14 protein-coding genes are annotated in these 14,068 nt (G+C 71.8%); 7 read left to right on the top strand and 7 right to left on the bottom strand.

All coding sequences use genetic code 11. From position 1 onward, the window contains the following. Positions 1–94 precede the first annotated feature (94 nt). Positions 95–274 (top strand): hypothetical protein, encoded by a 180-nt coding sequence (locus ACIQOE_RS28245; RefSeq protein WP_351321116.1) that lies wholly within the window; start codon positions 95–97, stop codon positions 272–274. Positions 275–293: 19 nt separating this feature from the next. On the opposite strand, the gene mscL is transcribed toward ACIQOE_RS28245, so the two are convergent. The 6 genes from mscL to ACIQOE_RS28275 form a co-directional block, all read right to left on the bottom strand. Beyond that, complete coding sequence (gene mscL / locus ACIQOE_RS28250; protein WP_365564878.1) at positions 294–809, bottom strand: large conductance mechanosensitive channel protein MscL; 516 nt, start codon at positions 807–809, stop codon at positions 294–296. Between the two features lie 138 nt (positions 810–947). Continuing rightward, positions 948–1,550 carry a hypothetical protein gene (locus ACIQOE_RS28255; RefSeq protein WP_401414472.1) on the bottom strand — a complete coding sequence of 201 codons (603 nt, stop codon included), beginning with the start codon at positions 1,548–1,550 and terminating at the stop codon, positions 948–950. A 157-nt stretch (positions 1,551–1,707) separates the two neighbouring features. Next, on the bottom strand, positions 1,708–2,541 hold the full coding sequence (locus ACIQOE_RS28260; protein WP_365576566.1) for an S-methyl-5'-thioadenosine phosphorylase: 834 nt from the start codon (positions 2,539–2,541) through the stop codon (positions 1,708–1,710). A 100-nt stretch (positions 2,542–2,641) separates the two neighbouring features. Next, a complete protein-coding gene (locus ACIQOE_RS28265) occupies positions 2,642–2,968 on the bottom strand; it encodes an FmdB family zinc ribbon protein (protein ID WP_365564874.1) in 327 nt (108 codons plus the stop codon). 67 nt (positions 2,969–3,035) lie between these two features. Continuing rightward, positions 3,036–4,328, bottom strand: coding sequence for an MFS transporter (locus ACIQOE_RS28270; protein ID WP_365564871.1), 1,293 nt, complete (start codon positions 4,326–4,328; stop codon positions 3,036–3,038). Positions 4,329–4,606: 278 nt separating this feature from the next. Continuing rightward, positions 4,607–6,211: a potassium/proton antiporter gene (locus tag ACIQOE_RS28275; protein ID WP_365564869.1), complete on the bottom strand. Its 1,605-nt coding sequence runs from the start codon at positions 6,209–6,211 to the stop codon at positions 4,607–4,609. 175 nt (positions 6,212–6,386) lie between these two features. Here ACIQOE_RS28275 and ACIQOE_RS28280 point away from each other — a divergent pair, with 175 nt between their 5' ends. After that, entirely contained in the window at positions 6,387–9,164 is a 2,778-nt protein-coding gene (locus ACIQOE_RS28280) for a penicillin acylase family protein (RefSeq protein WP_401414475.1), read from the top strand. An 82-nt stretch (positions 9,165–9,246) separates the two neighbouring features. On the opposite strand, the gene ACIQOE_RS28285 is transcribed toward ACIQOE_RS28280, so the two are convergent. Further along, on the bottom strand, positions 9,247–9,882 hold the full coding sequence (locus tag ACIQOE_RS28285) for a 5-formyltetrahydrofolate cyclo-ligase (RefSeq protein WP_365576562.1): 636 nt from the start codon (positions 9,880–9,882) through the stop codon (positions 9,247–9,249). A 79-nt stretch (positions 9,883–9,961) separates the two neighbouring features. Here ACIQOE_RS28285 and galU point away from each other — a divergent pair, with 79 nt between their 5' ends. The 5 genes from galU to ACIQOE_RS28310 all read left to right on the top strand — a co-directional run bounded on the left by galU (position 9,962) and on the right by ACIQOE_RS28310 (position 14,063). Continuing rightward, the gene (gene galU / locus ACIQOE_RS28290; protein WP_401414477.1) at positions 9,962–10,897 is read left to right on the top strand and encodes a UTP--glucose-1-phosphate uridylyltransferase GalU; all 936 of its coding nucleotides are present in this window, start codon (positions 9,962–9,964) and stop codon (positions 10,895–10,897) included. After that, on the top strand, positions 10,894–12,216 hold the full coding sequence (gene glp, locus ACIQOE_RS28295) for a gephyrin-like molybdotransferase Glp (protein ID WP_351321096.1): 1,323 nt from the start codon (positions 10,894–10,896) through the stop codon (positions 12,214–12,216). Before galU ends, glp begins: the two co-directional genes overlap by 4 nt. Positions 12,217–12,343: 127 nt before the next feature. Then, positions 12,344–12,856 (top strand): cyclic pyranopterin monophosphate synthase MoaC, encoded by a 513-nt coding sequence (moaC, locus tag ACIQOE_RS28300; protein ID WP_351321094.1) that lies wholly within the window; start codon positions 12,344–12,346, stop codon positions 12,854–12,856. After that, on the top strand, positions 12,853–13,380 hold the full coding sequence (locus ACIQOE_RS28305) for a molybdenum cofactor biosynthesis protein B (RefSeq protein ID WP_399012641.1): 528 nt from the start codon (positions 12,853–12,855) through the stop codon (positions 13,378–13,380). The genes moaC and ACIQOE_RS28305 overlap by 4 nt, the downstream gene beginning before the upstream one ends. Positions 13,381–13,400: 20 nt before the next feature. Then, complete coding sequence (locus tag ACIQOE_RS28310; protein WP_351321090.1) at positions 13,401–14,063, top strand: GNAT family protein; 663 nt, start codon at positions 13,401–13,403, stop codon at positions 14,061–14,063. Positions 14,064–14,068 lie beyond the last annotated feature (5 nt).

Here is a 14,068-nt window from a genome sequence, read left to right on the forward strand (position 1 = left end):
AAAAGGATCCCGAAAGCCTGTGGTGGTGATCACGCGGGGCGGGGGAGCGGAGGCGGCGGCCGGTGCGCCGGGCCCGCGGCCGTACCCTGGAGCCATGACCACCGCCGCCCCCGAGCCCGAGCCGCGCGACCCGAAGGCCGCGCTGATCTTCGACGACCCGCTGGACCGGCAGTCCTCGGACGACACGGACGGCGGCTGGGGCGAGCGGCCGGCGGGGGACTCCGCCGCCGACCTCAAGCGCTTCCTCGACGAGAAGCCGCCCCACCACCTCTGAACCGCCCGCGGCGGCGCCGCTAGCGCCAGTCCTGCCCGGGAGCGCCGCCCTGCCCGGTCCCGCCGCCGTTCTGACCGGCGACGCGCTGCGCGACCAGGGCGTCGCGGATCTCCTTCAGGACCTCCAGCTCGGTCACCTCGACGACCTCGTGCGTGCCCTCGCGCGCCTTCCGGCGGGCCTCCAGCCGGGCCAGGTACTTCGCCATCGGCAGGACCATCAGGAAGTACACGACCGCGGCGGTGATCACGAAGCTCAGGGTGGCTCCGAGGACGGAGCCCCACATGATCTGAATGCCACTCGTGATCGTGCCGTCCGCAGCTGTCTTGCAGGGTTCCTGCAGACACGTGCTGTAGCTGTCGAGGTTCTTCGTGCCGATCGCGCCGACCAGCGGGTTGATGAGCCCCTTCACCACCGAGTTGACGATGTTGGTGAAGGCGGCGCCGATGACCACCGCGACCGCCAGGTCGACGACGTTGCCGCGCATCAGGAAGGCCTTGAAGCCCTGCCAGATACCCGGTTCCTTCTTCTCGATCACCTCGGGGACTCTCCTCGCATGCACAGGGTGGGGAACAAAGCGCTCCGCAACCTACGTCACCATGCGGCCATCCTGCCCAATGGGTTCGCTCGAACGAGAGACTTGACCGGATTCGGCCAAGAAATCTCCCCAGCATGTTCAGCACATCGTCACCGCCAGCCGTGCCGTGGCGCTCGCGCCGACCAGCCGGGCCGCCACCGGGTGCGGAACCGAGAGCACGACCAGCGCCCCGCTCTGCGAGGCGTCCCCGGCGGGCTCCGGCAGCTCCGTCACCCGTACCCCGCGCGCGACGACCCGGGCCGTCCCGCCCGTCGCGGGGTCCCCGGCGGCCACGACGTCCACCCGGTCGCCGGGACGCAGCAGGCGGACCGTGGCGGCGTCGGCGATGCGCACCGGCGCCCTCACCAGGTCCACGGGCGGCGCGTGCCGCCGTACCGGCTGGGTGGCGGGATGCTTCCGGGGCCGCTCGGCCCGCGCCGGATCCGTGGCGGCCCGTGGTCCGGCCGCGACCAGCGCCGCCGCCGTGACCGCCAGGCCGGCCGCGAGGGCCCGCCTGCGGTGCCGCAGCAGCCGCCCCAGCCGATGGCCCGCACCCCCTACGCGCACCGGGTCGAAGTGCGGGACCTCGCAGGTCGCGGGGGCGTCCGTGCCCAGCGGGCGCGGGACCCGCGGAGGCGGCGGCACGGCCGGTGAGGGCGGCGGAGGCGGAAAGGCGGGCGAGGAGGGCGGAGGGAGGGACATGCGGATCACCACCTGCGACGAGGAATCGGCTTGCACGGCCACGATGAGGCCGTGCGCCGGAACGCGCCGGAGCCTGTGGGTCACCCAGGGGCTGTGGACAACTCCGCCACCCGAACGAGGAGTTCCGCCCCTGCCGGGGCGGCGGAACCCCGGACCGCTACGGCAGCGCGAACCCCGGGTCCATGCCACCGAGCGCGCTCGTGCACAGGCAGTCCCGGTCCGCGCTGTCCGGCAGGGCCGCCACCGCGTCGAACAGCACGCCCCGCAGCCGGTCCACGTTGGCCGCGAAGACCCGCAGGACCTCGTCGTGGGAGACGCCCTCGCCGGTCTCCGCGCCCGCGTCCAGGTCGGTGACCAGCGTCAGCGACGTGTAGCAGAGTTCCAGTTCACGGGCGAGCGCCGCCTCGGGATGCCCGGTCATGCCCACCACGGACCAGCCCTGCGCCCGGTGCCACAGCGATTCGGCGCGGGTCGAGAACCGCGGGCCCTCGACCACGACCAGCGTGCCCCCGTCCACCGGCTCCCAGTCCCGGCCGCGCGCCGCCTTGAGCGCCGCGGTCCGCCCGGTGGGGCAGTAGGGGTCGGCCACGGACACGTGCACCACGTTCGGCACGGTGCCGTCGGGCAGCGGCAGGCCGTCGAAGTAGGACTGCGCCCGGGACTTCGTCCGGTCCACCAGCTGGTCCGGCACGAGGAGCGTGCCCGGCCCGTACTCGGGGCGCAGACCGCCCACCGCGCACGGGCCGAGCACCTGGCGCACGCCGACGGAGCGCAGTGCCCAGAGGTTGGCCCGGTAGTTGATGCGGTGCGGCGGCAGATGGTGGCCGCGTCCGTGGCGGGGCAGGAAGGCGACCCGGCGGCCGGCGATCTCACCGAGGAAGAGGGAGTCGCTGGGCGGCCCGTAGGGCGTGTCGACCTGGACCTCGGTCACGTCGTCCAGGAAGGAGTAGAAGCCGGAGCCACCGATTACGCCGATCTCTGCGTTCACCATGCTCAGCACAGTAGCGGGCCGTCGCGGCGGCCAGGACCCAGTGTCCGGGAACGCCTCGGACCCCGCCGTCGGTTCGACGGCGGGGTCCGGAGAAGGTGTCTCAGGCGGCGGAGGTGCTGGCCGAGCCGGAGGACGCCGAGCCCGAGGAGGACGTGCTCGACGACGACGCCGAGGACGACTTCGTGTCGGACGACGTGCTCGACGAGCCGGAGCCCGACGGCTTCGACGCGGGGCTGCTGCTCGACGACGAGCCGCGGCTGTCGTTGCGGTAGAAACCCGAGCCCTTGAAGACAATGCCGACGGCGGAGAACACCTTCTTCAGGCGGCCACCGCAGTTGGGGCACTCGGTCAGGGCGTCGTCGGTGAACTTCTGCACCGCCTCGAGGCCCTCGCCGCACTCGGTGCACTGGTACTGGTAGGTCGGCACTGTCTTCCTCCTGGCACTCTCACTCGATGAGTGCTAACGACGGTCCATAGTGACGTATTCCCGGGGATCAGTCCACCGTCACCGGCACGCGGTGACCGACGCCACGTGCCACCGTACGGTTCCGGGGCCGGGTGACGAGCCGCGAACGCAGGGCCAGAAGGGTCACCAGCGCGAGCACGGTGCCCGCCATCGGCACCAGGAATCCGGCGCCGCCCCACAGGCGGTCCTCCAGCTGTCCGGCGACCGTGACGGCGGCCGCCTGGCCGAGCGCGACCGCGCCGGTCAGCCAGGTGAAGGCCTCGGTGCGGGCACCGGCCGGGACCAGGCTCTCGACCAGCGTGTAGCCGGTGATCAGCGCGGGCGCGATGCACATGCCGACCAGCAGTCCGAGGCCGGCCAGCACGAGCACGGAGTGGGACGTCCACAGCGCCGACGCGGTGAGCGCGAGCGCCGCGTAGCCGACGACCAGACGGCGGTGCGGTGCGGCCTTCCAGGCGATCGCGCCGCAGACGACGCCCGAGAGCATGTTGCCCGCGGCGAAGGTGCCGTACAGGACGCCGTTCAGGCCGGGCTCGCCGATCGACTCGGTGAACGCGGCAAGCGAGACCTGCATGCCGCCGAAGACCGATCCGATGCCGAGGAAGACGGCGACCAGTACCCGGACGCCCGGGACGCCGAGCGCCGAGGCGTGCCGTACGCGCGCGTGGCCGGCGGCGGTGACCTGCGGCTGGGTGCTCTTGCGCGCCGCGAAGAGCAGACCGCCGACCAGGGTCAGTGCGGACTCGGTGACCAGGCCCGCGGCCGGGGCCACGGTGGTGCACAGGGCGGTCGCGAGCAGCGGGCCGAAGACGAAGGTCAGCTCGTCCGTGACGGACTCGAAGGCGGCCGCGGTGGACATGAGGGGCGAGTCCTGGAGCCGCACGCCCCAGCGGGCGCGCACCATGGGGCCGATCTGCGGCACCGAGGCACCGGTCGGCACCGCCGCCACGAACAGCGCCCACAGGGGCGCGTGCGCCAGCGCGAGAGCGGTGAAGGCGAGGCCCGACACGGTGTGGACCAGCACGCCGGGGATCAGCACCGCGCGCTGACCGTGGCGGTCGGCGAGGCGGCCGCTGTACGGGGCGAACAGGGCCATGGAGACACCGGTGACCGCGGCGGCTGCGCCGGCGGCCCCGTACGAGCCGGTCGTGTGCTGGACGAGGAGCACGATCGAGATGGTGAGCATCGCGAACGGCTGGCGCGCCGCGAAACCGGGAAGCAGGAACGTCCAGGCGCCACGGGTGCGCAGCAGCCGGCCGTAACCCGGGCGGGGCGGCGTCGCCGAGTCCTCCGACGGCTCGGTGGTGACCGTGGATTCCACGGCCCGTGCCTTTCTGCCGCCTGGTAGCGCGGCCCCTTCGGATAGGGGGGCGGCGCCGAGAGCTGTCCTCTTGCGCGGAACTGCGGTAGATACCGGTGTCCACAGGGAGGAGCGATCCGGCCGCCATACGGTCGCGCCAGCTCTGCGTCAGGCAGAGTTGGTTCGATCAGGGTGCTTTCATCCTACAGGGCCGGACCCCTCGTGCACCTGTGAAAACGGGCACCACGAGGGGCGTTCACCTGGGATTGGCCGGGGTGTGAATCGTCGGAAACACGCCCTTAACGCATCCCGGAGCCGGTCCCCGCTCCCGTCGTGCCGTTCGTGCCCAGCCAGCTCGCCAGCTTGCCGCCGTGCGCGACCGCGCGCAGCCGGCGCTCGGCCGCGTCGCGCACCGGGTCGGTGGTGACCACGAGGAGTTCGTCGCCGCGCCGGAGCACCGTCGTGGGCAGCGGCACGAACGATTTTCCGTCGCGGACGACCAGCGTGACGGCCGCGCCCGCGGGCAGCCGCAGTTCGTTGACCTCGACGCCGTGCATCCGCGAGCCCTTGGGGATCGTCACGGACAGCAGGTGCCCGCGCAGCCGTTCCAGCGGCGCGGACTCGATGCCGAGGTCGGCCGCCTCCTGGTCGTCGCCGAGCCGCAGCTTGCGGGCCAGCCAGGGCAGGGTCGGCCCCTGGACCAGCGTGTAGACGACGACCAGGACGAAGACGATGTTGAAGATCCGGTGGCTCGCGTCGACGCCGTTCACCATCGGGATCGTCGCCAGGATGATGGGGACGGCGCCGCGCAGGCCGGCCCAGGACATCAGGATCTGCTCGCCCCAGGGCACCCGGAACGGCGCGAGGCTGACGATCACGCTCAGCGGCCGGGCCACCATGGTCAGGGCGAGGCCGATGATCAGGGCGGGCCAGACGTCGTCGCCGAGTTCGTGCGGGGTGACGAGCAGGCCGAGCAGGACGAACATGCCGATCTGGGCGATCCAGCCGAGGCCCTCGGCGAACCCGCGCGTGGCCGGCCAGTGCGGCAGCCGGGCGTTGCCGAGCACCATGGCGGCGAGGTAGACGGCGAGGAAGCCGCTGCCGTGCGCCAGCGCGCCGGCCGCGTACGCGGTGACCGCGATGGCCATCACGGCGATCGGGTAGAGGCCGGAGGCGGGCAGCGCCACGTGCCGCAGGCCCCAGGAGCCGAGCCAGCCGACCGCGAGCCCCATGGCCGCGCCGATCGCCAGTTCCAGCGCTATCTCGCCCACCAGGACGTACCAGTGCGTGACCGGGCCTGCGGTGGAGAAGGCGACGACCAGGATGACCACCGGGGCGTCGTTGAAGCCGGACTCCGCCTCCAGGGTGCCCGTCACGCGCGCGGGCAGCGGGATGCGCCGGAGCACGGAGAACACCGCCGCCGCGTCCGTGGAGGACACCACCGCCCCGATGATGAGCGCCTGCCGCCACTCCAGCCCGACCAGATAGTGCGCGCCGGCCGCGGTGACCCCGACGCTCACCCCGACCCCGACCAGGGCCAGGACGGACGCCGAGGCGAGGACCGGTTCGACCTCCTTCCACTTCGTGCCGAGGCCGCCCTCGGCCAGGATCACGACCAGGGCCGCGTATCCGATGACCTGGGTCAGTTCGGCGTTGTCGAAGCGGACGTCGCCGATGCCGTCCTGGCCCATGAGGACGCCGATCCCCAGGTACACGAGCAGGCTGGGGAGCCCGCTGCGCGAGGAGATCCGGACCGCCGCCACGGCGACGAGGAGGACCAGCGAGCAGACGAGCAGGAGCTGGTTGAGGTGCTGGACAGTCAGTGGCGGTTCCCTTCCTCGGCTCGCGCGCGGGCGACGCGGAAGCTCACGTACAGGACCGAGGCTGCGGCGCTCCGCACCCAAGTACTTCGTTACCTTACCTAACTCTTGACGCTTTCTTGACGTTCGGCGAGGCAGGATCGAACGCCCGCGCCCGCCGGTTCCCGACTCCGCGTCAAGGCGCGTCAGGCCCTGCGCCTATGGTTGCTCCAGCACTCCAGGACCGCCTGCCGCTCGCGTTAGGACAGCAAGGACAGCGATGCCCCCCAACACCACCGCCACAACGGGTGACAAGCCTGGCAAGTCCGGCAGGAAGAAGGGGCGCAGGGCCCGCCTGATCGTCCTGGTGCTCGTCCTCGCCATCGTCGGGGGCGTCGCCTACGGGGCGTACTGGTCGATCAGCACGGTCCGCGCGTCGTTCCCGCAGACCAAGGGCTCGCTCACGCTCAAGGGCCTCTCCGGGCCCGTGACCGTGAAGCGGGACGGCAACGGGATCCCGCAGGTCTACGCCTCCTCCGACCAGGACCTGTTCATGGCGCAGGGCTACGTCCAGGCGCAGGACCGGTTCTACGAGATGGACGTGCGCCGCCACATGACGTCCGGACGCCTGTCCGAGATGTTCGGCAAGGGCCAGGTGAAGAACGACGAGTTCCTGCGCACCCTGGGCTGGGACCGGGTGGCCAAGCAGGAGTACGACACCAAGCTGTCGGACTCGACCAAGAAGTACCTCCAGGCCTACTCCGAGGGGGTCAACGCCTACCTCCAGGGCAAGGACGGCAAGGACATCTCCCTGGAGTACGCGGCCCTCGGGTTCGTCAACGACTACAAGCCCGAGCAGTGGACGCCCGTCGACTCGATCTCCTGGCTCAAGGCGATGGCCTGGGACCTGCGCGGCAACATGCAGGACGAGATCGACCGCGCCCTGATGACCAGCCGCCTGGACGCGCAGCAGATCAAGGACCTCTACCCGGACTACCCGTACAGCCGGAACAAGACGATCGTCCAGGAGGGCCAGTACAACGAGATCTCCCAGGCGTTCGAGCAGAGCGGCACGGGCTCCACGAGCGGCTCCACGAGCACGTCCGGGACCTCGGCGGGCACCGGTGACACCTCGTCCTCGTCGACCACCGGTTCGGCGCTGACGAGCCAGCTGGCGGGCCTCTACAACGTCCTGGACGACGTCCCGACCGCCGTCGGCGTGAACGGGCAGGGCATCGGCTCCAACTCCTGGGTCGTCGGCGGCAAGTACACGATCACCGGCAAGCCGCTGCTCGCCAACGACCCGCACCTGTCGGCCTCGCTGCCGTCCGTCTGGTACCAGATGGGCCTGCACTGCACGACGGTCTCCAGCAAGTGCCAGTACGACGTCACCGGGTACACCTTCGCCGGCATGCCCGGTGTGGTCATCGGCCACAACGCGGACATCGCGTGGGGCATGACCAACTCCGGTGTCGACGTCACCGACCTCTACCTGGAGAAGGTCTCCGGCGACGGCTACCAGTACGACGGCGGGACCAAGCCCTTCACGACCCGCACGGAGACCATCAAGGTCGCCGGCGGCGCCTCGAAGAAGATCGTCGTACGCCAGACCGCCGACGGGATGCCGCTGCTGTCCGACCGCGACGACGAACTCGTCCAGGTCGGCAAGAAGGCCTCCGTCGCCAACGCCGCCCCCGACCGCGGCGACGGCTACGGCGTCGCGCTGAAGTGGACCGCCCTCGAACCGGGCACCACCATGGACGCCGTCTTCGCCCTCGACAAGGCGTCCGACTGGACCGGTTTCCGCGCCGCGGCCGCCCAGTTCGACGTGCCCTCGCAGAACCTGATCTACGCCGACACCAAGAACCACATCGGCTACACGCTGCCCGGGAAGATCCCCACCCGCTCGTCGGCCGACGACGGCTCCGTCCCGGCGCCCGGCTGGGACTCCAAGTACCGCTGGACCGGCTACATCAAGCAGGACGAGCTGCCCTACGAGTACGACCCGGAGCGCGGCTACATCGTCACCGCCAACCAGGCCGTGGTCGACAAGAAGTACCCCTACACGCTCACCACGGACTGGGGTTACGGCACCCGCAGCCAGCGCATCACCGACCTGATCGAGTCGAAGATCAAGGACGGCGGCAAGATCTCCACGGACGACATGCGCCAGATGCAGCTGGACAACAGCAGCGAGATCGCCAAGCTGCTGGTGCCCAAGCTGCTGAAGATCGACATCGGCGACAAGGACGTCCGCGAGGCGCAGAAGCTTCTTGAGGGCTGGGACTACACCCAGGACTCCGACTCCGCGGCCGCCGCCTACTTCAACTCGGTCTGGCGCAACATCCTCAAGCTCGCCTTCGGCAACAAGCTGCCCAAGGAGCTGCGGGTCAAAGGCCAGTGCCTGTGGGTCGAGAGGGCCGACAGCACCGGCCCGGTGGACGACGACACCAAGGTCCGCGAGTGCGGCGAGCGGGCCGCCGACCAGGCCCAGCCGGACGGCGGCGACCGCTGGTTCGAGGTGGTCCGCAACCTCATGGACAAGCCGGACAGCGACTGGTGGAAGACGCCGGCCGGAGCGGGCGACCGGCCCAAGGCCGACACCATGGACCAGCTGTTCCAGCGAGCCATGATCGACGCCCGCTGGGAGCTGACCGCCAAGCTCGGCAAGGACATCGACACCTGGAGCTGGGGCCGGCTGCACCGCCTGTTCCTGAAGAACCAGACCCTCGGCACCGACGGGCCCGCCGTCGTCAAGTACGTCCTCAACCGCGGTCCCTGGAAGCTCAGCGGCGGCGAGGCCACGGTCAACGCGACCGGCTGGAACGCGGCGGGCGGCTACGGCGTGGTCTGGGTGCCGTCCATGCGGATGGTCGTCAACCTCGCCGACCTCGACAAGTCGAAGTGGATCAACCTGACCGGCGCCTCGGGCCACGCCTTCAGCGCCCACTACACCGACCAGACGGGCAAGTGGGCGGCCGGCGAACTGCTCCCGTGGTCGTTCTCGGACAAGGCGGTCGACAAGAGCACCGGTGACACGCTCGTCCTCAAGCCCTGAGGCGGACGCCCGCACCCCGGCCGAGGCGGCCCTCCACGCGCGCGTGGAGGGCCGCCTCGCGCGGCGGGTCCCCGGGGCCGTCTCAGGAGCCGGTGAACCGGCGCGCGCCCGAAGGTGTCACCACCGCCAGGACCGGCCGGTCGTGCGCCTCCGCGGGCACGCGCGCGACGACCTCCGTGTCGTACAGCAGCACCACGAGCGCCGGGTGCGCGCCCGCGCGCTCCAGGCGTGCCAGGACGCGGTCGTAGGACCCGCCGCCGCGGCCCAGCCGCATCCCGCGCGCGTCGACGGCGAGGCCCGGCAGCAGCACGACGTCGGCGCCCAGCACGGCGTCCGGGCCGAGGAGTTCACCGGAGGGCTCGAACAGCGCCATCTTCCCGCCGTGCCGGACCTCGGTGAGGGAGTCCGCACCGGCGTACGTCCCCCAGTCCAGGTCGTTGTCCGGCAGGAGCGCGGGGAGCAGGACGCGGACACCCCGGGTGAGCAGCGCGTCCAGCAGGGCGCGGGTGCCGGGCTCGGTTCCGACGGAGACGTACGCCGCCACCGTGCGTGCGCGTGCCAGCTCCGGCAGTCGCAGAGCGTGTCCGGCGAGTGCGGTGGCGGACTCCCCGACGACATCCGTCGTCAACCTGTTCCTCACTCCCAGGAATTCTCTCCGCAACGTTCGCTTGTCAGTCTCGCCACCGGGCTGATCGTGCTGCACTGGTCGTCCCCGCATCCTCTCTAATGTGCTCATATGCGTGCCAATTGACCGGAGCCTCAGAATCTTCGCAAAGGCACCGGATAAGGTTGCGGACATGACTCAGTCGCACCCCAGGATCAGCAAGGCTGTCATTCCCGCGGCAGGCCTCGGCACCCGGTTCCTGCCGGCCACCAAGGCCACTCCCAAGGAGATGCTGCCGGTCGTCGACAAGCCGGCGATCCAGTACGTGGTCGAGGAGGCCGTGTCGGCGGGGCTCGACGACGTCCTCATGATCACCGGACGCAACAAGCGTCCCCTGGAAGACCACTTCGACCGCAACTACGAGCTGGAGTCGGCGCTCCAGAAGAAGGGCGACGCCGGCCGGCTCGCCAAGGTCCAGGAGTCCAGCGACCTGGCCACGATGCACTACGTCCGCCAGGGCGACCCCAAGGGCCTCGGCCACGCCGTGCTCTGCGCGGCCCCGCACGTCGGCCACGAGCCCTTCGCCGTCCTGCTCGGCGACGACCTGATCGACCCGCGCGACCCGTTGCTCCAGCGCATGGTCGAGGTCCAGGAGCAGTACGGCGGCAGCGTGATCGCGCTCATGGAGGTCGACCCCGAGCAGATCCACCTCTACGGCTGCGCCGCGGTGGAGACCACCGTCGACGGCGACGTCGTCCGGGTGACCGGCCTGGTGGAGAAGCCGGACGCGGCGGACGCCCCGTCCGGTTACGCCATCATCGGCCGCTACGTCCTCGACCCGCACGTCTTCGACATACTGCGGCGCACCGAACCGGGCCGCGGCGGCGAGATCCAGCTCACCGACGCCCTCCAGCAGCTCGCCGAGGCCTACTCGTCGGCGGCCACCGCCGAGGAGCGGGTCGGCGGTCCCGTGCACGGTGTCGTCTTCAAGGGCCGCCGCTATGACACCGGCGACCGCGGCGACTACCTGCGTGCCATTGTCAGGCTCGCGTGCGAACGTGAAGACCTGGGCCCGGACTTCCGGACCTGGCTTCGCAGTTACGTAGCCGAGGAGATGCAGCAGAGTTGAGCAGCACCGCGACCCGCCCCGCCGGCCCGGACCACCTGTGGTCGGTGGACGAGCACCTGGAGGACGTCCTCACCACCATCCGCCCCCTGGACCCCATCGAACTGCAGCTTCTCGACGCCCAGGGCTGCGTCCTCGTCGAGGACGTCATGGTGCCGCTGTCGCTGCCGCCGTTCGACAACAGCTCCATGGACGGATACGCGGTACGGGTCGCGGACGTGGCGGGCGCGAGCGAGGAGTTCCCGGCCGTCCTGGAGGTCGTCGGGGACGTCGCGGCGGGCGCGGCCGAGCTGACCCCGGTCGGCCCCGGCCAGGCGGCCCGCATCATGACCGGCGCCCCGCTGCCGCCCGGCGCGGAGGCCGTCGTCCCCGTGGAGTGGACCGACGGCGGGCTCGGCGAGGGACCGGTCGCCGGGATGCGGGCGCGCAGCCTCGCGCCCGAGGGCGCCGAGGGGCACGTGCGCGTGCACCGGCCGGCCGAGGCACGCGCCCACGTACGCGCGCGGGGCAGCGACGTGAAGGCGGGCGACCTCGCCCTGGAGGCCGGCACGATCCTCGGGCCGCCGCAGATCGCGCTGCTCGCCGCGATCGGCCGCGGCACGGCCCGCGTGCGCCCGCGCCCGCGCGTGGTCGTCGTGTCCACCGGCAGCGAACTCGTCCAGCCCGACGAGGAACTCGGCAGCGGCCAGATCTACGACTCCAACAGCTTCGCGCTGACCGCCGCGGCCCGCGACGCGGGCGCCATCGCCTACCGGGTGGGCGCCGTCGTCGACGACGCCGACACGCTCCGAGCCACCATCGAGGACCAGCTCGTGCGCGCCGACCTGATGGTCACCACCGGCGGGGTCAGCGTCGGGGCGTACGACGTCGTCAAGGAGGCGCTGGCGCACGTCGGCGACGCGGACGAGGCGGGCGGCGGCATCGACTTCCGCAAGCTCGCCATGCAGCCGGGCAAGCCCCAGGGCTTCGGCTCCATCGGCCCCGACCACACGCCGCTGCTGGCCCTGCCCGGCAACCCGGTGTCGTCGTACGTCTCCTTCGAGCTGTTCGTCCGCCCCGCCATCCGCACCCTGATGGGCCTCCCTGACGTGCACCGGCCCCGGGCCACGGCGACCCTCAGGGCGGACCGGGCGCTCGGCTCGCCCAAGGGCCGCAGGCAGTTCCTGCGCGGGGCGTACGCCGACGGCGAGGTGAGCGTCGTGGGCGGCTCCGGTTCGCATCTGATCGCCGCGCTGGCCCACGCCGACGCGCTGATCGTCGTCCCCGAGGACACGGAGTCCGTCGAGCCCGGCACCGAGGTCGAGGTCGTCCTGCTCGGCTGACCCGCGCCCGCACCCCCGCGCCGGGCGGTCCTGCCCGGCCGTCCGCGCCGCCTTGGCGGTACCGTGTCGCGCACAGCAGGCCCGAGCGCCGCACCGCGACGGGCCAGGACCGGGAGCGCCACACAGCATGACTGAGCCTTCCCGGGGGGAGACCCCCGGCCGCCCTGCGCCAGACCGCCTCACACACATCGACGAGGCGGGCGCCGCCCGCATGGTCGACGTGTCCGGCAAGGAGGTGACCGCGCGCACCGCCCGCGCCAGCGGACGCGTCCTCGTCTCGCCCCGCGTGATCGAGCTGCTGCGGGGCGAGGGCGTCCCCAAGGGCGACGCCCTCGCCACCGCGCGCATCGCGGGCATCATGGGCGCCAAACGCACCCCGGACCTCATCCCGCTCTGCCACCCCTTGTCGGTCTCGGGTGTGAAACTGGATCTGTCGGTCGCGGAGGACGCGGTGGAGATCCTGGCCACCGTGCGGACGACGGACCGCACGGGCGTCGAGATGGAGGCGCTCACCGCGGTCTCCGTCGCCGCGCTCACCGTGATCGACATGGTCAAGGCGGTCGACAAGGGAGCGGTCATCACGGACGTACGCGTGGAGGAGAAGACGGGCGGCAAGTCGGGCGACTGGAGCCGGTCGTGAACGCCGGGCCGGCCGCCGGCGGCGCGCCGTACCGGGCGCTGGTGGTGACCGCCTCCAACCGGGCCGCCGCCGGCGTCTACGAGGACCGGGGCGGGCCGCTGGTCGCGGCCGGTCTGGCGGATCTCGGCTTCGCCGTGGACGGGCCGCGGGTCGTGCCCGACGGGGACCCGGTGACCGCCGCCCTGCGCGAGGCCGTCGCGGCCGGGTACGACGTCGTCGTCACCACCGGCGGCACCGGCATCTCGCCCACCGACCGGACGCCGGAGGCGACCCGCGCGGTGATCGACCACGAGGTGCCGGGCATCGCCGAGGCCGTCCGCGCGTTCGGACGGGAGAAGGTGCCCACCGCCGCGCTCTCCCGGGGACTGGCCGGGGTGGCGGGCCGGACACTGATCGTCAACCTTCCGGGGTCCACCGGCGGGGTACGGGACGGCCTGGCCGTCCTGGAACCGCTGCTGGCCCACGCCGTCGACCAGATCCGAGGCGGCGACCACCCCAGACCCGGTACCGGGGGTGCGAGCTGAACAGCCCATCCTGGCCCGTCGTGCTGGTGGACGGCGACATCGTCCTCCGGCCCATAAAGGTGCGCGACCAGCGGGCCTGGCGCGAGGTCAACCGGCGCAACCGCGACTGGCTGCGCCCCTGGGAGGCGACCATCCCGCCGCCCACGCCCAGCGGGCCGATAACGCACCGGCCGACCTACCGGCAGATGGTCCGGCACCTGCGCTCGGAGGCGAACGCGGGCCGCATGCTGCCGTTCGTCATCGAGTACGAGGGGCGCCTGGTCGGGCAGTTGACGGTCGCCGGCATCACCTGGGGGTCGATGTGCTCGGGGCACGTCGGCTACTGGGTGGACCGGTCGGTGGCCGGCCGCGGGGTGATGCCGACGGCCGTGGCGATGGTCGTGGACCACTGTTTCCGCTCGGTCGGCCTGCACCGCATCGAAGTCTGCATTCGCCCCGAGAACCGGCCCAGCCGCCGGGTCGTGGAGAAACTCGGATTCCGCGAGGAGGGGCTGCGACCGCGTTATCTCCACATCGACGGAGCATGGCGCGACCACCTCGTCTTCGCGCTCACCGCGGAAGAGGTGCCCGAAGGGTTGCTCAACCGCTGGCGGCGGGAACGCTCGAGGAGCGGGTCGCCGAACGGGCCGGGCTCTCCGAACCTGCCCTGGAATCCGCAGAACACTCCAGGGAATCCCGGCTAGCCCGG

This window comes from Streptomyces sp. NPDC091282, from assembly GCF_044757385.1.
GTDB classification, from domain to species: domain Bacteria; phylum Actinomycetota; class Actinomycetes; order Streptomycetales; family Streptomycetaceae; genus Streptomyces; species Streptomyces gramineus.

Bases quoted from the DNA above. Each gene is read 5' to 3' on its own strand.
- ACIQOE_RS28245 (WP_351321116.1), top strand. From the start codon at position 95: ATGACCACCGCCGCCCCCGAGCCCGAGCCGCGCGACCCGAAGGCCGCG.
- ACIQOE_RS28255 (WP_401414472.1), bottom strand. From the start codon at position 1,550: ATGTCCCTCCCTCCGCCCTCCTCGCCCGCCTTTCCGCCTCCGCCGCCC.
- ACIQOE_RS28260 (WP_365576566.1), bottom strand. From the start codon at position 2,541: ATGGTGAACGCAGAGATCGGCGTAATCGGTGGCTCCGGCTTCTACTCC.
- ACIQOE_RS28280 (WP_401414475.1), top strand. From the start codon at position 6,387: ATGCCCCCCAACACCACCGCCACAACGGGTGACAAGCCTGGCAAGTCC.
- ACIQOE_RS28285 (WP_365576562.1), bottom strand. From the start codon at position 9,882: ATGCGGGGACGACCAGTGCAGCACGATCAGCCCGGTGGCGAGACTGAC.
- galU (WP_401414477.1), top strand. From the start codon at position 9,962: ATGACTCAGTCGCACCCCAGGATCAGCAAGGCTGTCATTCCCGCGGCA.
- moaC (WP_351321094.1), top strand. From the start codon at position 12,344: ATGACTGAGCCTTCCCGGGGGGAGACCCCCGGCCGCCCTGCGCCAGAC.